This window comes from Undibacterium sp. GW821-FHT07F11, assembly GCF_059418665.1.
The window spans coordinates 154790-176856 of the sequence record NZ_JBWKQH010000004.1 but is presented as its reverse complement, the minus strand read 5'-3'; the positions used below and the strand labels follow the sequence as shown (position 1 = coordinate 176856).

The window sequence follows — 22067 nt, the reverse complement described above, 5'->3', positions numbered from 1 at the left end:
TGACCTATTTTCCTGCTTTCTTCTTCACCTGACTTGAGCCACTAGCTTGCTTTGAATGCCGTGCCAGTTCAACGAAGGCCTTCAAATAATCGATATCCACATCAGCTTCTCGCGCCCCTAAAAATATCTGCTTGGCGATACCCTGGCGGCCCAGGCGTACCGCCACTACATCCATTTTTTCTGCATATTCTTCTGCCAGCCAGCGCGGCAAGGCGGCAACGCCGCGGCCACTTTCCACCATCTGCAACATGATGTCCGTCGTCTCTATGGTCTTGTGTCGCTGCGGGCTGATCCCGGCTGGCATCAGGAACTGATTATAGATGTCCAGCCGGTCTATCGCCACGGGATAAGTGATGAGCACTTCATCAACGAGCTGTGCTGGCTGCGCATAAGCGACCTTGGCCAGCCCATGTTTGCGGCTGACGACCAGCACCTGCTCGTAATCAAATACAGGTTCAAAATGCAGGCCAGGTTTGTAGAGTGGGTCAGGTGTCACCAGCAAATCAATTTCATAACCAAACAAGGCACCAATGCCGCCAAACTGGAATTTCTGTTTGACATCGACATCAACATCGGGCCAGCTTGCCAGGTAGGGTGACACCACTTTCAACAACCACTGGTAACAGGGATGGCATTCCATGCCTATGCGCAAGGTACCGCGTTCACCACAGGCGTACTGGCTCATGCGTTCTTCTGCCATTGCCAGTTGCGGCAGCACGCGATTGGCGACGGCCAGCAGATATTCACCTGCCTGCGTCAGTCGCAGGCTGCGCCCTTCACGCAGCCAGATATCGGTACCCAGTTGCTGCTCAAGTTTTTTGATGGCATGGCTAAGCGCTGACTGGGTCAGGAACAAGGCAGACGCTGCAGCGGTCAGCGAGCCCTGTTTTTCTACTTCCTGGATGATGGACAGATGTATGCGTTCAAGCATGATGTATGAGCAAAACTAATCGAATAATGAGAAAACATCATTTTACTTCATGATTTGCTGACTATAGCATAGCCCTCATTCAATAATCTCAAGGAATGAAGACAACATCATGGTCACTACACATAATCTGGGCTTTCCCCGCATTGGTGCCAAACGCGAACTCAAGTTTGCGCTGGAATCTTACTGGAAGGGTGAATCTTCACGCGATGCACTGAAGGGTCTGGGTGCAGAACTGCGCCAGCGTCACTGGAGTCACCAGTCTGCACTGGACCTGACACCGGTTGGAGACTTCGCGTTTTACGATCAGATGCTGGACATGAGCTTCACGCTGGGCAATTTGCCTGAACGTGTCAGCGGTTTTCATGGCGATGTGCTGGACAATTACTTCCGCGTTGCCCGTGGCCGTTCTGCGAAAGGGCTGGAAGATCACAGTGCCTGCTGTGGTGCAAATGGGAGTGGAAGTGATGGTGTCGCGGCTGGTGAAATGACCAAATGGTTTGACACCAATTATCACTACATCGTCCCTGAATTTACTGCCGATACAAAGTTTGCGCTGGATGCTACACGCCTGCTGGAACAACTGGCAGAAGCCAAACGCCTGGGTGTGAAAGCCAAGCCAGTCGTCATTGGCCCAGTCACTTACCTGTCTCTGGGCAAGGCCAAGGATGATACTGACAAGCTGGCCCTGCTACCACGCCTGCTGCCTGTCTATGTAGAATTACTGAGCCAGCTTGCCGCTCAGGGTGTGGAATGGGTGCAAATTGATGAACCCATACTGGTCACCGAATTGGCGACAGAATGGAAGGATGCGATCAAGACCGCATACACCATATTTGCCAGGCAGACGACAGGTAAAATCAAGCTGCTGCTGGCAACTTACTTTGGTCAGTTGCAAGACAACCTGGCGCTGACATGCCAGTTGCCTGTGCAGGGCCTGCATCTGGATGCCATCAATGCGCGTGCAGAAGTCAGCGCTGTCGTTGAACAATTGCCACAAGACCGCGTGTTGTCACTGGGTGTCATCAATGGCCGCAATATCTGGAAAACTGATCTCAATGCCGTGCTGGAATGGCTCACACCTATAGCAAAAAAACTGGGCGACCGTCTGTGGATAGCACCTAGCTGTTCATTGCTGCATGTGCCAGTTGATCTGAACAGTGAACAAAAACTGGATGCCGATATCCGCTCATGGCTGGCTTTTGCGATCCAGAAGCTCGATGAACTCAAGGTCTTGGCAACTGCCCTGAATCAGGGTAGTGCCGCCGTCAAAAATGAACTGGAGGCCAACCAGGCAGCCATTACCGCACGCCGCACTTCACCACGGGTGAACAATGCTGCCGTCAAAGCCGCCGTTGCCGCCATTACTGCAGGCATGGGACAACGCCAGAGTGCCTATGCACAACGCGCCAGCAAGCAAGCCACATTGCTGAAGCTGCCAGAGTATCCGACGACGACTATCGGCTCTTTCCCGCAGACGGCAGAAATCCGTCATGCACGTAGTGAATTCAAGGCGGGCAGACTGGACGAAGCTGGCTATAAAGTCGCCATGCAGGCCGAGATTGCCCGCAGCGTGCGTGAACAGGAGGCACTGGGCCTGGATGTGCTGGTACATGGCGAAGCCGAGCGCAATGACATGGTTGAATACTTTGGTGAGCAGCTTGAGGGTTACGCCTTCAGCCAGTTTGGCTGGGTACAGTCATATGGTTCACGTTGCGTGAAACCGCCCATCCTGTTCGGTGACATTGCCCGCCCCAAAGCCATGACGGTGGAATGGAGCCGTTATGCCCAGTCGCTGACTGCAAAACCGATGAAGGGCATGCTGACTGGTCCGGTCACCATTTTGAACTGGTCCTTCGTGCGTGATGACCAGCCGCGTTCTGTGTCCTGTTATCAGCTTGCGCTGGCAATCCGCGAAGAAGTGCTGGACCTGGAAAAAGCAGGCGTGCGCGTGATTCAGATTGACGAGGCAGCATTGCGCGAAGGCTTACCGCTGCGTAAAGCACAATGGCAAGAATACCTGGGCTGGGCAGTAGAATCTTTCCGCATCACCGCCAATGGTGCGCAGGATGAAACCCAGATTCATACCCATATGTGCTATTCAGAATTCAATGACATCATTGAATCTATCGCTGGCATGGATGCTGACGTGATTACCATAGAAACTTCACGCTCTGACATGGAGTTGCTGGATGCATTCGATCACTTTAACTACCCTAACGAGATTGGCCCTGGCGTCTATGACATCCATTCACCAAATATCCCGACCCAGGCGCATATTGAGCAATTGATGAAGAAAGCAGCTGAACGTATCCCGGCTGAACGTCTGTGGGTCAATCCGGATTGTGGCTTGAAGACACGCGCATGGGAAGAAGTCATCCCCGCGCTGACCAATATGGTGGCAGCGGCTAAAGCGCTGCGTAATGCAGCATAAGCGTGCTGCATACCCCCTGTAACGCTGTATAAAAAGTAAGGCTATGGCATATGGCGGTTGGCATCACTCATTGCGTGACACCAACCGTCAACGTCGTAAAACTGGCACGGAGAGGATATCGATATGCATTAAATTTGATCGCAAAGACGACTTGCTTTCGGCTTACCGGACTGTCATTTTCCTCAAGATCAGTAAGCCTGAATAAGTTAAGATAGTAGTTTTCAAGCTGCGCATTTTGCACGGCATCAGGACAAACTATTGAAAACACGAGCATGGATCAGGCTGCCATCAGGCAAGCATCTTGATCTGATCAATCCCGATCCCCAGGCATGGCTGGACAGCGACCTGGCAGACAGACTGTCCCGCACTTACCGCTGGGGCGGTGAATCCTGCTGGGCCAGGCCGCTGTCAGTCGCACAGCATAGCCTGAATGTGCTGGCCTTGCGCAGTACCATGACAGACTCTGCCTTAAGTGCCGGTGCAGCGCTGCGCGAACTCTTGCATGATGGGGAAGAAGGCTTGCTTGCCTTCGATTGCATTTCACCACTCAAGGCGGTATTGGGTTCACCGTTCAAGGAAGTCAGCGACAGGTTGACAGATGCCATCATCAAACGCTATCAGCTCCCAGCCTGGGATGAGATGGATTACCGCCTGCATAAACTTGCAGATGAACTGATCGCCGCCTCAGAGGCCGTGCATTGTGCAGGCTGGCCACGCAATGAAGTGCTGGATGTGCTGGAAATCAAGCTCCCCATACTGGAAGAAGACCCACTTGCAGAAATCTATGATTGCCAACCATGGGAGCCTTGGCCATCAGATATCGCCTGCCAGCGTTTTCTGGAGAAGATGACCGCACTGGGCACAGCATCGACATAAGTCAGGATTCATCAAAAATTGCCGGATAAACCCGGCACTATCCCATCCCAGATCGCTTACTTAAGCTACGCGTTGTCATGCCATGCATGCATAACGACCCTTGTCGCACGTCCAAAATCATTTTTTCCACACTCATCCCCGTTGGCGGAATGAATTTCTAAAAATTGTGAATCCAGTTCTTTGTTTCCTGCGTATTAAGACTTAAACAAGATAAAAAGCAAGCTGCCTCGATGGGGCATAGCTGAAACAAGCGTATAGGTCTGTTTTTTGCTTGTACAAATATAAAGTATGGCGAATTCAATTTTCATCATACAGATCCAACAAATGAAATCAGCAAACAAGAATATGAATGGAGCAGCAATGCAAAAAACAAAGATGAACCGTGCACTACTTTCCTGCTTTGGCTTTTTGCTGCTGCAAACCTTCCAAATAGCACGGGCTGATGATTTAGAAAAAATCCCTACGGTGCAAGTCCTCGGTAATTACGATAATGCAGTCGGTACCAGCAATGCTGCCAGCCAGGGGTCGGTGACATCCAATCTTGTCAGCAACCGCCCTGCCCTGCGTACTGGCGAATTGCTGGAATTTGTACCCGGCATGATCGTTACCCAGCATAGCGGTGATGGCAAGGCCAACCAGTATTTTTTGCGCGGCTTTAATCTCGACCATGGCACTGACTTTGCCACGTTTGTTGATGGCATGCCGGTCAATATGCGTAGCCATGCGCATGGCCAGGGTTATTCGGATTTGAATTTCCTGATCCCTGAACTGGTACAGCGCATTGATTACAAGAAGGGGACTTATTTTGCCGATGAAGGTGATTTTGCCTCTGCTGGTGCAGCACATCTTCGCCTTACTGACAAACTAGCTGCCGGTATCGCCAGCCTGTCTTTGGGGAACTATGGCTATCAGCGGGCAGTGCTGGCAAATTCGGTGACACTGACGAACGGCAATTTGCTGTATGGCCTGGAGATCAACCGTAATAATGGCCCCTGGGTTAATCCTGAAAATGTGCGCAAGTACAGTGCCGTACTGCGCTATAGCCAGGGCAGCCATGACGATGGTTACAGCGTGACAGCCATAGCTTACAAGAATAACTGGAATTCCACGGACCAGGTACCCTTGCGTGCTGTGCAATCTGGCCAGATCAGCCGCTTTGGTGCGCTTGACCCTACGGATGGAGGACAAAGTTCACGTTACAGCCTGTCTTATGCCATGAAGAAGCGCAGTCAGGATGGCGTGTTCGAAATGGATGCCTATGCCGTGCAATCCAGTCTTGACCTGTTCAGCAACTTTACATATTTCCTGACCAACCCTGATACGGGTGACCAGTTCAGCCAAAGCGAGAAGCGGCAGATGCTGGGGATGAATATGAGCCAGACCTGGCCGCTGACTGTAGCTGATCTTGAAATGCGTAACAAGATAGGTGTACAACTGCGCTACGATAAACTGTCGCCAGCCGGCATTTATAACACCGTCGCACAGCAACGCATATCAACGATACGTGAAGACAGTGTCAAGGAAGCCAGTGCTGGTTTTTATGCAGAAAATTCCATACAGTGGCATCCAAAATTCCGCAGTATTGCCGGGTTGCGTTACGATGCCTATCGCTTTGATGTCAACAGCAGCATAGGCGGCAATTCAGGCAAGGCAAGTGACCATATCGTCTCGCCCAAGTTGTCATTGATCTTTGGCCCATGGAACAAGACAGAATACTTCATCAACTATGGCAGCGGCTTTCACAGCAATGATGCACGCGGCACTACGCAAGCCCGTTTGTCTGATGGCAGTGCCTCCACACCGGTAACACCACTGGTAAAAACCAGGGGAGCAGAACTGGGTATGCGTACAGAAATCATCCCCGGCCTGCAAAGCTCGCTGGCGCTGTGGCGGCTGGATATTGCCTCTGAGTTGCTATTCGTTGGTGATGCCGGTGAAACCGAACCCAGCCGTGCCAGCCGCCGCACCGGCATAGAATGGAACAACCACTATATCGCCAGACCATGGCTGCTGTTTGACCTTGACCTAGCAGCGTCACGGGCGCGTTATACGCAAAATGACGTGACGGGCAATTACATTCCCGGTTCCATCGACAAGGTGGCTTCTTTTGGCGTGACTGTGACTGACATGGGCCGCTGGCATGGTGGCTTTGAACTGCGTTACTTTGGCCCACGTCCTTTAGTTGAGGACAATAGCGTGCACTCTTCATCGACCACGCTGGCCTATGCCCGCTTGGGTTACAGGATCAATGCCAGTACCAAACTGACTATGGATGTGTTCAACCTGTTCAACAGGCAGGCCAGCGACATTGATTATTATTACCAGTCACGCCTGCCGCGTGAAAGCATGGAGGGTGCTAACGGCATTCATTTTCATCCGGTTGAGCCACGCTCTGTGAGGTTGACGCTGACACATAATTTCTGACGTCTGTAAAACTACCTTCCTCATTGCTGTATGACACTTCACCTTGAGAAAGATGTGACATGACTGGAACTCATTTCATAAACAGGGATGCGTTTGCCTCATAACATGGGCTGGCAAGGGTAAAGCAGGGAATTCGTGCAAGAAGCCGCCAGATTGACGCAGGCAATGCTGGCAGGACTCGAACTGCAGTTTTTTTGAAAACCAGCGGTGGTAAAGGCTTGCATGTCGCGGTGTAATCCTACAAGACCTGGTGATATAAACTGACTGCTCATCATCGCTACGCGCCTTATGATGATCACTTGAACGGTATTTCATGATTAAAAAAGATGAGCGTTTACGGTTTCAAACGCCTATATGCATGATTCATGGATGAAAAAGCATATGCTGCCACCAGCAAAAGTGTCGGCGACACTGCCAGACAATGACACAGACAATGATAATAAGGAATCAGTCCTGGCCAAGCTGAGGCCAGGTAGTAGTTAGTACTGTCATGCCGCATATCTCAATGAAAACTGAGTATCTGACGATGATCGTCGCTGTATTTGGCACCACCATCAGCCCTTAGCTTTTCTTCTGGCAAGTCTCACAGGAGGTGGAAGAATTGCGTGCCAGGCCAGAAGAAACCGCATTATTGCAAGCACCATTGCAGGTGAATTTGCCTTTCTGTTATTCAGCCTGGGTATTATTGGTACAAGGCAGCTGGCTGTTCCTGTGCTTGCCGGTTCTTCTGCCTACGCCATTGCAGGCAGTTTCAAATGGAAAAACAGCCTTGAGCACACTGCTATGCAGGCAAGGGAATTTTACGCTGTGATTGCGGTGTCAACCATCATCGGTGTCGTTCTCAGCCTCAGCAATATTGATCCTATCAAGGCGCTGTTCTGGAGTGCCGTCATCAATGGCATTATCTCTGTGCCAGTGATGATCGTCATGATGCTGATGGCAGCCAAACCTGCCGTGATGGGGCAATTTGTTATTTCCCGCAGATTAAAAATCCTGGGGTGGCTGGCAACAGCGATGATGGGGGCTGCAGTTACTGCCATGGCATTCACACTTTGAATACCATGATTTGTCTTGCGCATCCCCCTCAACTACAGCAGGCTCTTATCTTACAAGACCGGGGACCACAGTCCGATGGCGGTAAGGCGGTCAGGCGAGCAGGATGAATCATGCACATGACAATTGGAGGTCAAAGTGATTATTGTTAAAAACGTAGGAAAAGGCATTTTACGAGCTACAGTTCGTATGGAAACGACTGAATACGGAAATGGCTGGACAGTGGGTGTAGAAATCAATGGCATCATGGTGCATCACCCTGACAAGGATTTATATCCTACTGAACAGGATGCACTGACAGCCGGTGGTGAATTTGCTGATGCTGTCATGCCAAGCCTGCATTGACCAGTTGCATGGCGATAATGCATAACAGAACTTGTTCTGAGGATCAGGAACTCCTGATTTTTTCCGCGACCTTAGTGCCCTCATCATGAACTGGCACTGAGAACAGGTAGTAAAAATTTGAAGCAATAGCGTGATTGTCTTTTTCACTACCGGCAGTTATATTCTCATTATTGAATGTCTTTCGATGAACAAGATAGATGAATGGAGAATATCGTGAAACCTTCTGCACTATCATCCTGCATCACGACCAACCTGGTACAGGAATCGCGGGATTTTTACCTTAAATACTTTGGTGCCAAAGTTGCCTTCGATTGCGGCTGGTATGTCAGTGTAGAATTTGGCCAACGGGCAACTTCATTGCAATTCATGGCACCACAACCAGGGCAAAGCCTGTGCAATCCTGCAGGTTTAACCTATAACTTCTGCGTCCCGGATGTCGATGCAGAATACCAGGCTCTGACCGAAGCAGGAATAGAAGTGACTGTCCCGCTTGAAGATCATCCCTGGGGTGATCGCGGTTTCGCCATCAACGACCCCAATGGCATCGTGCTCTACATTTACTCTGATCGTGAACCCAGCGACGAGTTCAGGCAATATCTGAATCCATCAGCATCCGTCTGATTCAAGAAAAGAAAATTCTCGCAAAAAAACAGCATGCCTCTTTAACAGAAGCACGCTGCGAAAACCAGAACTTGTTCTGGGAGGGTGAAAATCTTAGTCGGCTTTTGCCACGATTGTTTTTCCATCTGCGCTGGTCAGAGCACCGGGCAATACTGCGGGTACAGAACCACGTGCCTCCCAGCCACCACCAATGGCACGTATCAGATTAACTGCGGATTTTGCACGTGCGCCGTCGAGTTGTGCAGCGATGCGCTGCTGCTGTAATACCGTGCGGTCAGCATCGATCACATTCAGGTAACTGACCGAGCCTTCGCGGTATTGCACATGCGAGAGTTTCGCTGCCCGCTCTGCCGCCTGCACCGCATTGTCTTGTGCCAGGGTCTGGTCACGCAAGATACGCAAGTCAGCCAGATTGTCTTCGACTTCCCTGAAGGCATTCAGCACGGTCTGGCGGTAGGTGGCCACATCTTCTTCATAGACTGCACCAGCCCTGTCCACACTGGCCTGGCGACGGCCGCCATCAAACAGAGGCATGGACAACAGAGGCCCCAGCAGGAAGGTGCGGCTGCTCCAGTTCAGCAAATCACCCAGGCTGGCTGATGCATAACCGGCAGAACCTGTGATATCCAGCCGTGGAAAGAAGGCTGAGCGGGCTACACCGATGCGGGCATTGGCGGCTGCCATGCTGCGCTCTGCTGCGGCGATATCCGGCCTGCGTTCCAGCAAGGCTGATGGCAAACCCGCCGGAATATTGACAGCAATGCGTGACAAGGGACGCGGCAGGAAATTGAATTCTGCCGGCGTCTTGCCCAGCAAGACGGCCAGTGCATGTTCTGCCACTGCACGGCTGCGTGCCAGGCCCAGCGATTCAGATTGCGCCGTTGCCAGTTCTGCCTTGGCGCGGGCCAGATCGAGTTCGCTGATATCGCCTTCATTAAAACGGGTTTGCACCAGCTTCAGGGTTTTTGAGCGCAACTCTACCGTGGCGGCATATAAAGCCTGTTCTGCATCCAGTTCGCGCAGCAAAAAGTAGGCTTGCGCCACGTCGGCTTGCAAGGCCAGTTGCACAGACTGGAACAGGGCTTCATTTTTTTGCGTATCTGCTGTTGCCGCATCTATGCTGGACGCCACGCGGCCAAACAAATCCAGCTCATACGATGCACCGAGTTGTGCATTGTAGGTCGTGGAAGTTGGCATCCTGGTATTGTCAGGCAAACCCTGGGACGCCGGTGCAGCACGCCCACGGCTGGCACCCAGGCCCGCATTCACTTGTGGGAACAGACCAGCACGCGCATCCTGGCGCAAGGCGCGGGATTGCTTCAGGCGGGCGGCAGCGGCTTTGAGGTTCTGGTTGGCCGCCATGGCCTGGCTTTCCATCTCGTTGAGACTATCGTCCGCAAAGATTTTCCACCAGTCGCCACGGGCGACTTCTTCTGAGGGCTGGGCTTCTTTCCAGTTGCTGTTTGCTTGCACTTCTTTATAGGCAGCGGGAGTTGTCACTTCCGCTTTCTGATAAGTTGGTGCGACTGAACAGCCAGCCAATACCAGCAATAACATCAACAGCGATGAAGCAGACTTCAGGGGTTTGATTGTATTCATCATCATGTTCTCTCAAACTTTAACAGTAGTGTGCTCATGATCGTGACCATGTGCAAGGTCGTGTGCAAGAGCGGGCGCTTCATGCACCACTGCAGAATGCAACTTGCGGCCACCTGCAAGAGTACGCAGCAATACATAAAACACCGGCGTCAGGAACAGGCCAAACAGGGTTACACCCAGCATGCCAAAAAACACCGCTACACCCATGGCATGACGCATCTCGGAACCAGGGCCGCTAGAAATCACCAGTGGCACCACACCCATAATGAAGGCGATGGAAGTCATCAGGATAGGGCGCAAGCGCAAGCGACTGGCATCTATCGCTGCCTGCAAAGGCGTGCTGCCCTGCAGTTCAAGCTCCCGCGCAAATTCCACAATAAGAATCGCATTCTTGGCCGATAGCCCCACCAGCACCATGAGACCGATCTGGGTGAAGATATTGTTATCACCACCTGTGAGCCAGACGCCAGTCAAAGCCGCCAGCAAACTCATGGGCACGATCATGATGACAGCCAGTGGCAAGGTCAGGCTTTCATACTGCGCTGCCAATACCAGGAAGACCAGCAAGACACTGATAGGGAATACCCAGACACCAGCATTGCCCGCCAGGATTTGCTGGTAAGTCAGGTCCGTCCATTCAAACTTGATACCAGCAGGCAGTGTTTTTGCAGCGATACGTTCTGCCGCAGCCTGCGCCTGATTCGATGAGTAACCAGGGGCAGGGCCACCGTTGATATCCGCCGCGGTATAGCCGTTATAACGCACCACCATCTCAGGACCAAAGCTAGGCGTCACCTTGACGAGGGAAGACAGGGGCACCATTTCACCAGCCGTATTGCGGGTTTTCAGTTGCAGGATATCTTCAGGCTTGGCACGGTAAGGCGCATCTGCCTGGGCACGTACCTGGTACACACGGCCAAAGCGGTTGAAGTCATTCACGTACAAGGAACCAAGATAAATCTGCATGGTGTCAAACACATCGGTCACAGGCACACCCAGTTGCTTGGCCTTGACGCGATCAAGGTTGACGTCCAACTGCGGCACATTGATCTGGTAGCTGGAGAACATAGGCCCCAGTTCTGGCGCTGTCTTGGCAGCGGCGATAAAGGCTTGTGCTGCGGCATCCAGTTCTGCATAGCCGAGCGCGCCCTTGTCTTCTATCTGCATCTTGAAACCACCGACAGTACCCAGGCCCATGACAGGTGGCGGTGGGAAAACGGCAATGAAACCATCCTTGATCGCTGAATATTTCTGGTTCAGCTTGCCAGCAATTGCATCGGCTGCCAGCTCTTTGCTGCGGCGTTCTTCAAAAGGCTTCAGCGTCACAAAAACAATACCGGCGCTGGAGCTATTGGTAAAACCATTGATGGACAAGCCAGGAAAGGCAACTGCACTCTCCACACCCGGTTCTTTCAAGGCAATGGCCGACATATCACGGATGACTTTTTCAGTCCTGTCCAGCGTCGCGCCATTAGGCAATTGCGTGAAGCTGATCAGGTATTGCTTGTCTTGCCCAGGCACAAAGCCACCCGGCACGATGTAAGAAATACCCACGGCTGCGGCCAGCAATACGACATACACCACCATGCTGGATGCCTTGCGCGATATGACGCCAGCCACACCCTTGGAATACTTTTCAGAACCACGATTGAACATGCGATTGAAGGCATCGAAGAAGCGGCCAAACAGGCGGTTCATGACTTTGGTCAGCCAGTCCGGTTTTTCATCATGGCCTTTGAGCAGGATGGCTGCCAGTGCTGGTGACAGAGTCAGCGAGTTGAAGGCCGAGATCACAGTCGAAATCGCAATCGTCATCGCAAACTGTTTGTAGAACTGCCCGGTCAGACCTGTCATGAAGGCCAGTGGTACGAATACCGCAACCAGTGTCAAAGCAATCGCGATGATAGGGCCGCTGACTTCGCGCATGGCGCGGTAAGTCGCTTCTTTCGGTGACAGGCCAGCAGATATATTCCTCTCCACATTCTCCACCACCACAATCGCATCATCGACCACGATACCTATGGCCAGCACCATGCCAAACAGTGACAAGGCATTGATGGAATAGCCAAAGCCCAGCATCAGCGAAAAAGTACCAACGATGGAAACCGGCACGGCCAGCAGCGGGATCAGCGAAGCACGCCAGGTTTGCAAAAACACGATGACCACCAGCACCACCAGCGCAATCGCTTCCAGCAAGGTCTCGACGACCGCGTGGATGCTGGAACGCACGAATTGCGTAGGGTCATACACGATCTTGTATTGCACCGAACTTGGGAAGTCTGCCGACAATTCCTTCATCGCCGCACGCACCTGGTCAGACACATCCAGCGCATTCGCGCCAGGTGCCTGGAAGATAGGTATGGCGACGGCCGGCTTATTGTCGAGCAAAGAACGCAAGCCATATTCAGAGGCATCGAGTTCTATACGCGCCACGTCGGCCAGGCGGGTGACTGCACCATCGACAGAGGTCTTGAGGATGATCTCGGCAAATTCTGCTTCTGATTTCAAACGGCCTTGCGCATTCACATTGAACTGCAAAGGCGTACCCGGCACATTTGGCGATGCGCCAATGACACCCGCCGCCACCTGCACGTTTTGTTCGCGTATGGAGTTCACCACGTCAGAGGCAGTCAGGCCACGCTGTGCAACTTTTTGCGGGTCCAGCCAGACGCGCATGGCGTAATTGCCAGAGCCAAACAAGCCCACTTCACCGACACCCTTGATACGCGCCAGACGGTCTTTGACATTCAGCACGGCATAGTTGCGCAGGTAAGTCATGTCATAGCGGTCATCTGGTGAAATCAGATGCACGACCATGGTCAGCGCAGGCGAACTCTTGATCGTCGTCACACCCAGGCGTTGCACATCAGCAGGCAGACGTGGCAAGGCTTGCGAGACACGGTTCTGCACCAGTTGCTGCGCCTTGTCAGGATCAACACCGAGCTTGAAGTTGACTGTCACTGTCAGGTTACCGTCACTATTGGCTTGTGACTGCATGTACAGCATATTCTCTACGCCATTGATGGATTCTTCCAAAGGAGAAGCCACGGTTTCTGCAATCACCTTGGGATTGGCACCGGGGTACTGCGCCCGCACCACGACAGAAGGTGGCACCACCTCGGGATATTCCGAGATAGGCAACTGGAACATGGCCAGCGCACCGGCCAGCAAGATAATTACCGACAGCACCCCGGCGAAGATGGGGCGGTCGATAAAGAATTTTGAGATATTCATGATATTTTTCTATCTGCGTCTATATTTATATATGTGACGATTAAGATTTGTTAGCTGGAGTAGCCTTGTCTTCCGCGCCTGCAACCGGGGTCGCTGATTCAGCAGATGCGGCAGTCGCTTTGCTCATCGCCACCATATTCGGCGTGATGGTGTCACCAGGGCGTGTACGTTGCAGACCATTGACGACGATGCGTTCACCAGCTTTGAGGCCAGATTCCACAATCAGCAAATCTTCCTGCCTGTTACCCAGGCGCACTTCGCGATAGGCTGTGTGGTTGTCTTTGTCGACTGCCAGCACGAAGCGTTTGCTCTGGTCTGTGCCCACGGCTTTTTCATCTATCATCAAGGCTGCATGCGGTGCACCACCACCCAGGCGCACACGGGCATACAGGCCGGGCAGCAGCAAGCCATCCTGGTTTTCAAACACGGCGCGCACGCGTATGGTTCCTGAAGAAGTGTCAACGCGGTTGTCGATGGAAACCACCTTGCCCTGGCGTGAATAACCTTCTTCATTCGCCAGACCCAGGAAGACTGGCACCTGGCTATTCTTGGCCTGTGCCGGGTTCACGTATTTCAAGAAGCTTTGTTCATCCACATCAAAGGATGCATACACCTGCGAGACAGATACCAGCGTACTCAAAGGCGGGGAGCTGGCACCGACTGCAATGACATTGCCGACCGTGACTTCGGCACGCGAGATGCGGCCAGCAACGGGGGCGGTGATCTGGGTATATTCAAGATTGAGTTTTGCCGCCTTCAATGCGGCCTGCGCTGCCATTACGTTGGCGGCTGCTTCACGCGATGCATTTTGTTTTTCTTCAAAGTCACGGCGGGCGATGGCGTTTTCACCCAGCAGTCTTTCACCGCGGGCCACGTCAGAACTGGTATAGGCTGCGCGTGCTTCGGCTGCTGCCAGTTGCGCCTGGAAGCGCGCCACTTCAGCCGCATACGGACGTGGGTCTATGGTGAACAGCAAATCACCTTTCTTGACCAGGCTGCCATCCTTGAAATGCACGGCAGTCAATGTACCGCCAACCAAGGGGCGTATCTCAACTCTATCGACGGCTTCGAGCTTGCCAGAATAATTTTGCCAGTCGACGATATTGCGGCTGACGACTTCTGCCACGTCGACTGTCGTTGCCGGTGGAGCACCTTTAGGTGCAGCATCGCTGGCTTCAACTTTGATGGCACCTATGGTGCCTGCGGCGGCGATCAACAGGACAATGGCAGTGCTGATGGCGATGGATTTGCGGCTTGGTGCTGTGGAGCTAGTAGATTCAGACATGATATTCCTCGTGGATGTAGTATGTAAATTACTGAGTTCTTGAGTGTCTTTTGCGTTGTCAGACATTTTGTTTTTCCTCCAGGGATACGAAAGCAGATGTGTTCAAATCAGATGAAGACGAGGCAGCAAGGCGGCGACGCAAAAAATCCGCCACTTCCACCAGCACAGGCTGATGCTCAGGCAATGAGGCATGCTTGATCCCGGCAAAGCGGGCTACCTGCACAGGCACACCAACCGTGATCAGGGCTGCTGCATATTTTTCTGCTTCCACATGCAGAACATCATGTTCAGCAGTAGCGATAAAGGCGGGCGACAAACCGCCCAGGCGGCTGGATTCCAGCGGTGCGGCATAGGGGTGCAGGCGCTGCAAAGAGCGCGGCAGGTATTGGCCGTAGCAATGCGCGCATTCTTGCGGGGTCAGGTCAGATTCCAGTTTCTTGGCGTCACCCAGACGTGTCATGCTGGGGTCCAGCATCGGGCCTATCAGCGCCTGCGCCAGTATCGGCGGGGCATTGCGGTCACGTGCTATCAGCGTCAGGCAAGTCGCCAGATTGCCACCGGCATCGTCACCCGCTACCGCCAGGCGGCTGGCGTCAGCCTTGATGCTGGCGGCGTTCTTGATGGCCCACAGCATGGCGGTGTAAGCATCTTCCGGTGCAGCAGGAAAAGGCTTGGCAGGTGCCAGTGAATAGCCCACGGACAAGACGATGACATTGCTGTTGCGTGCAATGAAGCGGGCCGGTACATCGGCATCATTCAAGGAACCGCTGATAAAACCACCACCGTGGAAATACAGCACCACCGGCAAAACTGCATTGCCCTGAGGGCGGTACAGGCGCACAGGAATGACCCCAAGTTGGCCAGGGATAAGGAAATTGTCTATCTGCAAAGATGGCTCAGCCGTCTTTGTGGTCTTTTTTCTTTTCTTGACGGCGTTGCCGGGGTTGCCAGAAACGCCAGGGTTGCCAAGAATTATTGCTGTTTCGTCCATCATATTGTCGCCAATCGCGCCAGAGCTTAGTGAATGGACCGAATAGTAGGCACTATGCGCTTGCGGATAAACGCCTATAATCGAACATGACTATTCCGCCAGGCCGACTAATCAGACATCAAATTAGGTTTATACTTCGTTCAGACGAATAGTCCTTGACTATGCCAACCAGTTATTCAGGAGTACCGCGATGGACCGCTTCCAGGCAATGCAAGTCTTTACCCGCGTGGTGGACAGCAATAGTTTTACCCGCGCCGCCGACAACCTCGGCTTGCCGCGTACCACCGTCACGACCATCATCCAGAACCTGGAAAGCCTGTTGCAGGTGCGCCTGCTGAACCGCACCACCCGCCGCCTGAGCCTGACGCCAGACGGCGCGGCCTACTATGAGCGCTGCGTGCGCATCCTGGCGGACGTGGACGAGACCGAAACTTCTTTCCAGAATGTGGCACGTGGCCCCAAAGGCCAGTTGCGCATTGATGTGCCAACCTCGATAGGCAGGCTGATACTGTTGCCGCAAGTCTGTGAGTTTTATTCGCGCTACCCTGACATCAAGCTGGTCATGGGCATGGGTGACCGCATGGTGGATATGGTGCAGGAAGCGGTTGATTGCGTGATACGGGTAGGTGAGTTGCAGGATTCCAGCATGGTCGCCCGCCGCATAGGCACTTTCCAGAGCATCACCTGCGCAGCGCCAGATTATCTCGATACGCATGGTGAGCCACAGACCCTGGAAGACTTGCAGCACCACCAGGCTGTGCACTATTTTTCCAGCCGCACTGGCCGCAACCTGGATTGGGATTTTGTCGTCGATGGCAAGACTGTGGATGTCACGGTCAATGGCAAGATATCCGTCAATGATTCTGAAGCCTACATAGAATGCGCCCTCAAGGGCTTTGGCCTGATACAGGCACCGCGCTTCATGCTGATGCCGCATCTGCAATCCGGCGCATTGCGCGAAGTATTGCCACAATGGACACCCGCCCCCATGCCCATCTCTGTGGTCTACCTGGCGAACCGCCATCTGTCACCGAAGGTGCGCGCCTTTGTTGACTGGGTCGCAGAACTGTTCCCGCGCTGCCCCCTGTTCAGCGGGCGCGATGCAGAATTACTCAATGGTATGAGTGAATGTGCTTTCGCTGGCAAACCTGAGCAACGCCCAGCCCACAATACCTTGCGCTCTGTCATCGAGCAAAAGAATATTGCTGAGAGTGTCTTCTAGCTACGCATCGCGCTTGCGAACCTGCGCAATCACTGCATCTACCAAAGGGTTCGGTCGTTTTGTATTCCATGCTATGGCTGTGGTTACCACATCCAACTTCTCCCTGAGAGGCCGGACCACCACATTCTCTGGTGCAAGCTTCTTCAATATCGTTGGCACCAGAGCTATACCTTGCCCACATCCTACGAAAGCAATCTGGGAAGCGACCGAACTGACTTCATGCACTATGCGTGGTGAAAAACCATGTGCCTGGCAAGAAGCGATCAGATTATCAAAATAGACTGGGCTGACTCTGCGAGCAAACATCACAAAGTCTTCTTCGGCTAGTGTTGCAAGACTGACGCGTGTTTTTTTTGCGTAAGGATGTGTATGTGGGAGCGCAACTGCGAGACGCTCCTGTATCAATGGTAATGTCCGCACGGTCTCGCCAAAGTAGCCTTCCAGCCGTGCAAAAGCCAGGTCAATCTCACCTGCAAGCAATGCCGGAACTGCATCTGCGCTATCAATTTCCCTGACTGAAACCGTGAGCTGTGGATGTGCGGACTTGATTTTTTCTATGATGACGGGAAGCACATCCAGCATTGCAGAAGTGATGGCACCGATAGCCAGCACCCCGGTTTGTCCAGCAACCGCCTCCCTTACTGCGAACTCCAGATGCCCCATCTGTTCAGCCAGTTTTTGTACTGCCGGGAGTATTGCAGCACCGACCGGAGTGAGCTGAGCGCCGCGTCTTGAGCGTTCAAACAAAGTCACCTTCAAAGACTGTTCAAGCACTTGAATTTGCTCGGTCAGAGGTGGCTGTGACATTCCCAGGCGAAGTGCAGCCTTCCTGAACGATTTTTCTTCTGCAACAACGAGAAAAAGCCATAAGTGACGCATCAGGCGAAAATTGATCATGGCAGTGATAGCTTTTATAGAATTAAATGATATTTAATTAGGAATTTACGTATCACATCTTATACCTCAGAGTAAGTCCTGTGCAACCACACAGAGGATATACACCATGACTCAAGAAAACCTGCTGGACCGTCTGGCGGCTCTTGATACCAACACGGTATCGGATGCCCTGGATTTTCTCAATCTCCCAGGCGCAACATTTGGCATTCGTCCTCTATGGGATTGCCAGAAAATCGTTGGCAGAGCCAGTACGATACAGTTGGGGCCAAAGACTGACTCAGCGCCCACAGTCCATTTGATCTCGCCTGTCATCGCAGAAATCACCTGCGATGATCGCATCCTCGTTATTGCAGGCGGTGTCGATGGCATTTCATGCTGGGGCGACATTCTTGCCAATGCTGCCCGGGCAAAGGGTATACGTGGTTCCGTTATCGATGGCAACAGTCGTGATATTGAGGGAAGCGAGTCAATTTCCTATCCCGTCTATGGCCGCGGCATCACGATGATCAGTGCCCGCAACCGTGTCGTACAAATATCATCGGGCCAAACAGTCAATATGGGGGGAGTCGTCGTCAAGGAAAACGACTACGTGATCGCCGACCGCTGCGGCACGGTCTTCATACCGGTTGACCGCATTGCCGAAGTCATTGAGCTTGGCGAGCGTATCGCGCAACGTCAGGATGGCATGGTTCAGGCGGTACGCTCAGGACACTCGGTTGCAGATGTCATGCACGACAAGAAATTTGAAGCCATCAAGTCAGGGAGCGCGAAATGAATCACGAAGACATGGAAATCACTGCCCTGTTCAAAGGCCTGGACACACCAGGTATTTCGGACGCGATGGACAAACTGGGCTTGCCGGGTCAATGCCTTGGTATCGCGCCTTTAGATAATTACAAGAATGTGGTTGTCGGCCCAGCTTTCACGGTCAAATATGTGTCGGCCAGCACGCCACCCGGAACGGTAGGTGATTTCATTGATGACGTTGCCGAGGGTGACGTGGTAGTGATCGACAATAATGGTCGCACTGACTGCACGGTATGGGGTGACATCATGACCCAGTATGCTGGCACCAGAAAAATTGCAGCAACCGTTATCGACGGTGTCTGTCGTGACGTCACTAAAGCACTGGGAGATGCCTACCCGATATTCAGCCGGGGACGCTTCATGCGCACCGGAAAAGACAGGGTACAGGTCGAAGCCACGAATGTAGCTGTGTCGGTTGGTACAGCGCGGGTTTGCCCACGCGACATTGTCATCGCTGATGCCAATGGCGTGGTAGTCGTTCCCCGGGCGTGTGCCAGGGAGGTTGCTGACACAGCGCGCAAAATCGAACAGGTGGAAGCAGATATCCGGGCGCAACTTGCGCAGGGAAAGACACTCAGGGAAGCCCGCGAAGTACTGGGCTATCACACATTACAAAGGAAAGTATCATGATCACCGTCACTGCAGACATTGCCGGGCGCTGCAAGCAACTTGGCAGCTCCACACTATATGAGGCATCCGGACTGGCTTGCTCGGTCGACCCTGATATCCGCAGCATCTGGCCCGGTGCCGCCATTGCTGCACTGGCGTTTCCCCTGATCTGTTCGCCCGGTGATAATCTATCCATACACCTCGCCATGGAGAGTGCTCCGCGTGGCAGCGTACTGGTGGTCGGTACGGGTAATTTCATTGCTGGATACTGGGGTGAGGTACTGACCGTCGCGGCGGAAGCAGCAGGCATAACAGGACTGATTATCGATGGTGGAGTGAGGGATGTGGCTGCTATGACCAAGCGCCAGTTTCCCGTATTTACACGAGGCGTGAGCGTGCGTGGAACAATCAAGGCTAGCAGCCCTTCCGTCGGGCAACCTATCTATTTTGGCGGCGTCCCTGTCCATGCAGGAGATCTGGTGGTTGCGGATGACGATGGTGTAATCATTATCCCCTCTGGCGATATGGAACGCACCATCGCAGCGGCAGAAGCGAGGGCCAGCAAAGAAGAAATCATGATGCAGCAATTAGCGCAAGGTGCAACTACTCTGGACTTGCTGGGCCTTACTGCCTGGAGGACACATTCGTGAATAGACCACTACAAGCTTTGAACATCAACCTGACCCAGGCCCAGCCCTCGGCCACTTACCGCATGATAGACCGCGTGGCGGCACGTCGTGCCTCGGGTGCGAAAATCATCTCCCTGAGCGCAGGCGAGCCGGATTTCGACACGCCTGCGCATGTCCGGGAGGCTGCCATTGCTGCAATTGAAGCCGGGCACACTCGCTATACACCGGTCGCAGGCATGCGGACATTACGTGAGGCTGTCGCGGATAAATTCCGCAATGAAAATGGCATAAACACCAGTTGGGAAGACACCATCATCTGCAGCGGTGGCAAACAGGTGATCCACAATGCACTGGCTGCGACGCTTAACGCTGACGATGAAGTCATCATTCCGGCACCTTACTGGGTCAGTTACCCTGAGATGGTGCAGCTTTGTGGGGCCACTTCCGTCATCATTCCTTGTGACCACACCAGCGGCTTCAAACTTACACCTGCCGCCCTGCAACAGGCAATCGGGCCCAGAACACGCTGGCTGATCCTCAACTCACCTTCCAATCCAACTGGTGCCGTCTACACGCGTAATGAGCTCGTCGCACTGGCCGAAATTTTACTCCAGCATCCCCACGTGCTTGTTCTGTCAGACGATATCTATGAGCACCTGATCTTTGATGGCGTTTCATTTCATACCATGGCTCAGGTTGAGCCGCGCTTGCGAGACAGAACCTTGACCATGAACGGAGTATCCAAGGCCTATGCCATGACGGGCTGGCGAATAGGTTTTGGCGCTGGCCCCCGCTGGTTGATTGATGCAATGGAGAAACTCCAGGGCCAGCAAACATCCGGGGCTTGTTCCATCTCACAATATGCAGCACTCGCCGCCCTTACCGGGCCGCAGGATTTTATTCAGGAATCGAGATCTGTATTTGAAGCGCGGCGCAATATGGTGGTACAAATGCTGAATGATACGCCGGGCTTGCGATGTGAAAACCCTGATGGCGCATTTTACGCATTCACCTCTGTTGCTGCATTGATAGGAAAGACCACGGCGGCAGGAGCCACGCTGTCAAGCGACGAGGATGTTGCCTATGCTTTGCTGGATGAAGCCGGTGTGGCCGCGGTACATGGCAGCGCGTTTGGCTTGGGACCTTACATCCGGATCGCTTATGCCCTGGACAATGCATCCCTGCGCCGGGCTTGCACCGCCATCAAACAGTTTTGTAAAGCACTACGATAGATGCCCAGACCAGGAGCAATACATGAATGCACAAAAAGAATTTCAAAAGACAAATCTGTCTTTTTGCATGGCAGGCACTGAACTCAACATTTCGGCGATCCATCGTCATGGCGAATTCTCCCCTATCGTGTTTCTGCACGGCTTTGGCTCTACCAAAGAAGACTATGCCGATATCCTGCGTCACACCAACTTTGCCGGTCATCCTTTCGTCGCCTATGATGCACCCGGATGCGGCGAAAGCACATGTGCGGATCTTACCCAGGTATCCATTCCTTTTCTGGTGAGTACGGCCTTGGCGGTACTCGAGCGCCTGGCTATCAAACACTTTCATCTGGTTGGTCATTCCATGGGTGGCTTGACTGCCCTGATACTGGCGTACCAAAATCCGGAACGTGTGCTCAGTTTTGTCAATATAGAAGGCAATATCGCGCCCGAAGATTGTTTTCTGAGCAGGCAAATCATTGATTATCCACAGCTTGATCCAGAGAGATTTTTCAAAGACTTCATTGCAAGGACCTTGTATTCTCCCGCCTATGCCAGTGCATTGTACGCAGCCAGCCTGCCTCACAAAGTCCGTGCTGCCGCAGTTCCTGGCATATTCAAGTCCATGGTTGAATTGTCTGACAATGGTGAATTAATGAGTAAGTTCTTAAATCTTGCTTGCCCGAAAATGTTCATGTATGGCGACCAAAACCGCTCACTCTCTTATTTACCTCACATCGCCAATCATGGTGTCCAGTTGGCTGAAATCCCACAATGCGGCCACTTTCCCATGTATTCCAATCCTGCGGTGATGTGGGAAGAGATTAGCAATTTTCAGATGGCAGCGGAGAAACTGCTTATCCTCAGTTAAGCCACCCTGATTCTTTACCATCAAGAAA

18 protein-coding genes are annotated in these 22067 nt (G+C 52.8%); 12 read left to right on the top strand and 6 right to left on the bottom strand.

Features of this window, described 5'->3' with window-relative positions:
* Positions 1-4 precede the first annotated feature (4 nt).
* Positions 5-931, bottom strand: a complete 927-nt coding sequence (locus AC07OI_RS11330) for a LysR family transcriptional regulator (RefSeq protein ID WP_495257284.1) — start codon at positions 929-931, stop codon at positions 5-7.
* Between the two features lie 109 nt (positions 932-1040).
* Between AC07OI_RS11330 and metE the strand changes: the two genes are divergently transcribed.
* The 6 genes from metE to AC07OI_RS11300 all read left to right on the top strand — a co-directional run bounded on the left by metE (position 1041) and on the right by AC07OI_RS11300 (position 8681).
* Positions 1041-3362, top strand: coding sequence for a 5-methyltetrahydropteroyltriglutamate--homocysteine S-methyltransferase (gene metE / locus AC07OI_RS11325; RefSeq protein ID WP_495257283.1), 2322 nt, complete (start codon positions 1041-1043; stop codon positions 3360-3362).
* 258 nt (positions 3363-3620) lie between these two features.
* A complete protein-coding gene (locus AC07OI_RS11320) occupies positions 3621-4238 on the top strand; it encodes a phosphohydrolase (protein ID WP_492702232.1) in 618 nt (205 codons plus the stop codon).
* 360 nt (positions 4239-4598) lie between these two features.
* Positions 4599-6662, top strand: a complete 2064-nt coding sequence (locus tag AC07OI_RS11315; RefSeq protein ID WP_495257282.1) for a TonB-dependent receptor — start codon at positions 4599-4601, stop codon at positions 6660-6662.
* A gap of 540 nt (positions 6663-7202) precedes the next feature.
* Positions 7203-7718, top strand: a complete 516-nt coding sequence (locus AC07OI_RS11310) for a divalent metal cation transporter (protein ID WP_495257579.1) — start codon at positions 7203-7205, stop codon at positions 7716-7718.
* Between the two features lie 186 nt (positions 7719-7904).
* On the top strand, positions 7905-8060 hold the full coding sequence (locus tag AC07OI_RS11305) for a hypothetical protein (protein ID WP_492702238.1): 156 nt from the start codon (positions 7905-7907) through the stop codon (positions 8058-8060).
* A gap of 213 nt (positions 8061-8273) precedes the next feature.
* Positions 8274-8681: a VOC family protein gene (locus AC07OI_RS11300; RefSeq protein ID WP_492702240.1), complete on the top strand. Its 408-nt coding sequence runs from the start codon at positions 8274-8276 to the stop codon at positions 8679-8681.
* A gap of 93 nt (positions 8682-8774) precedes the next feature.
* Here AC07OI_RS11300 and AC07OI_RS11295 read toward each other — a convergent pair whose 3' ends face one another.
* Genes AC07OI_RS11295 through AC07OI_RS11280 form a run of 4 tightly spaced genes read right to left on the bottom strand, consistent with a single transcriptional unit; the run spans position 8775 to position 15793 of the window.
* Positions 8775-10280, bottom strand: a complete 1506-nt coding sequence (locus tag AC07OI_RS11295; RefSeq protein ID WP_495257578.1) for an efflux transporter outer membrane subunit — start codon at positions 10278-10280, stop codon at positions 8775-8777.
* Positions 10281-10292: 12 nt separating this feature from the next.
* Positions 10293-13514 carry an efflux RND transporter permease subunit gene (locus AC07OI_RS11290; RefSeq protein ID WP_495257281.1) on the bottom strand — a complete coding sequence of 1074 codons (3222 nt, stop codon included), beginning with the start codon at positions 13512-13514 and terminating at the stop codon, positions 10293-10295.
* A 40-nt stretch (positions 13515-13554) separates the two neighbouring features.
* Positions 13555-14799 (bottom strand): efflux RND transporter periplasmic adaptor subunit, encoded by a 1245-nt coding sequence (locus tag AC07OI_RS11285; RefSeq protein ID WP_495257280.1) that lies wholly within the window; start codon positions 14797-14799, stop codon positions 13555-13557.
* Between the two features lie 58 nt (positions 14800-14857).
* Complete coding sequence (locus tag AC07OI_RS11280) at positions 14858-15793, bottom strand: alpha/beta hydrolase (RefSeq protein ID WP_492702246.1); 936 nt, start codon at positions 15791-15793, stop codon at positions 14858-14860.
* A gap of 187 nt (positions 15794-15980) precedes the next feature.
* On the opposite strand from AC07OI_RS11280, the gene AC07OI_RS11275 reads away from it, so the two are divergent.
* Positions 15981-17012, top strand: coding sequence for a LysR family transcriptional regulator (locus tag AC07OI_RS11275; RefSeq protein WP_492702248.1), 1032 nt, complete (start codon positions 15981-15983; stop codon positions 17010-17012).
* Here AC07OI_RS11275 and AC07OI_RS11270 read toward each other — a convergent pair whose 3' ends face one another.
* Positions 17013-17909, bottom strand: coding sequence for a LysR family transcriptional regulator (locus AC07OI_RS11270; RefSeq protein WP_495257279.1), 897 nt, complete (start codon positions 17907-17909; stop codon positions 17013-17015). It lies immediately after the preceding gene.
* A gap of 106 nt (positions 17910-18015) precedes the next feature.
* Between AC07OI_RS11270 and AC07OI_RS11265 the strand changes: the two genes are divergently transcribed.
* The 5 genes from AC07OI_RS11265 to AC07OI_RS11245 all read left to right on the top strand — a co-directional run bounded on the left by AC07OI_RS11265 (position 18016) and on the right by AC07OI_RS11245 (position 22039).
* Complete coding sequence (locus AC07OI_RS11265) at positions 18016-18684, top strand: RraA family protein (RefSeq protein ID WP_495257278.1); 669 nt, start codon at positions 18016-18018, stop codon at positions 18682-18684.
* Positions 18681-19346: an RraA family protein gene (locus tag AC07OI_RS11260; protein WP_495257277.1), complete on the top strand. Its 666-nt coding sequence runs from the start codon at positions 18681-18683 to the stop codon at positions 19344-19346. The genes AC07OI_RS11265 and AC07OI_RS11260 overlap by 4 nt, the downstream gene beginning before the upstream one ends.
* Positions 19343-19975 (top strand): RraA family protein, encoded by a 633-nt coding sequence (locus AC07OI_RS11255; protein WP_495257276.1) that lies wholly within the window; start codon positions 19343-19345, stop codon positions 19973-19975. The genes AC07OI_RS11260 and AC07OI_RS11255 overlap by 4 nt, the downstream gene beginning before the upstream one ends.
* Positions 19976-20037: 62 nt before the next feature.
* Entirely contained in the window at positions 20038-21186 is a 1149-nt protein-coding gene (locus tag AC07OI_RS11250) for a pyridoxal phosphate-dependent aminotransferase (protein WP_495257577.1), read from the top strand.
* Positions 21187-21208: 22 nt separating this feature from the next.
* Complete coding sequence (locus AC07OI_RS11245) at positions 21209-22039, top strand: alpha/beta fold hydrolase (RefSeq protein WP_495257275.1); 831 nt, start codon at positions 21209-21211, stop codon at positions 22037-22039.
* The last annotated feature ends 28 nt before the right edge of the window (positions 22040-22067 follow it).

Coding starts and splice junctions, on each gene's coding strand:
- AC07OI_RS11330 (WP_495257284.1), bottom strand. CDS start 931: ATGCTTGAACGCATACATCTGTCCATCATCCAGGAAGTAGAAAAACAG.
- metE (WP_495257283.1), top strand. CDS start 1,041: ATGGTCACTACACATAATCTGGGCTTTCCCCGCATTGGTGCCAAACGC.
- AC07OI_RS11315 (WP_495257282.1), top strand. CDS start 4,599: ATGCAAAAAACAAAGATGAACCGTGCACTACTTTCCTGCTTTGGCTTT.
- AC07OI_RS11305 (WP_492702238.1), top strand. CDS start 7,905: ATGGAAACGACTGAATACGGAAATGGCTGGACAGTGGGTGTAGAAATC.
- AC07OI_RS11295 (WP_495257578.1), bottom strand. CDS start 10,280: ATGAATACAATCAAACCCCTGAAGTCTGCTTCATCGCTGTTGATGTTA.
- AC07OI_RS11290 (WP_495257281.1), bottom strand. CDS start 13,514: ATGAATATCTCAAAATTCTTTATCGACCGCCCCATCTTCGCCGGGGTG.
- AC07OI_RS11285 (WP_495257280.1), bottom strand. CDS start 14,799: ATGTCTGAATCTACTAGCTCCACAGCACCAAGCCGCAAATCCATCGCC.
- AC07OI_RS11280 (WP_492702246.1), bottom strand. CDS start 15,793: ATGATGGACGAAACAGCAATAATTCTTGGCAACCCTGGCGTTTCTGGC.
- AC07OI_RS11275 (WP_492702248.1), top strand. CDS start 15,981: ATGGACCGCTTCCAGGCAATGCAAGTCTTTACCCGCGTGGTGGACAGC.
- AC07OI_RS11270 (WP_495257279.1), bottom strand. CDS start 17,909: ATGATCAATTTTCGCCTGATGCGTCACTTATGGCTTTTTCTCGTTGTT.
- AC07OI_RS11265 (WP_495257278.1), top strand. CDS start 18,016: ATGACTCAAGAAAACCTGCTGGACCGTCTGGCGGCTCTTGATACCAAC.
- AC07OI_RS11260 (WP_495257277.1), top strand. CDS start 18,681: ATGAATCACGAAGACATGGAAATCACTGCCCTGTTCAAAGGCCTGGAC.
- AC07OI_RS11255 (WP_495257276.1), top strand. CDS start 19,343: ATGATCACCGTCACTGCAGACATTGCCGGGCGCTGCAAGCAACTTGGC.
- AC07OI_RS11250 (WP_495257577.1), top strand. CDS start 20,038: ATGATAGACCGCGTGGCGGCACGTCGTGCCTCGGGTGCGAAAATCATC.
- AC07OI_RS11245 (WP_495257275.1), top strand. CDS start 21,209: ATGAATGCACAAAAAGAATTTCAAAAGACAAATCTGTCTTTTTGCATG.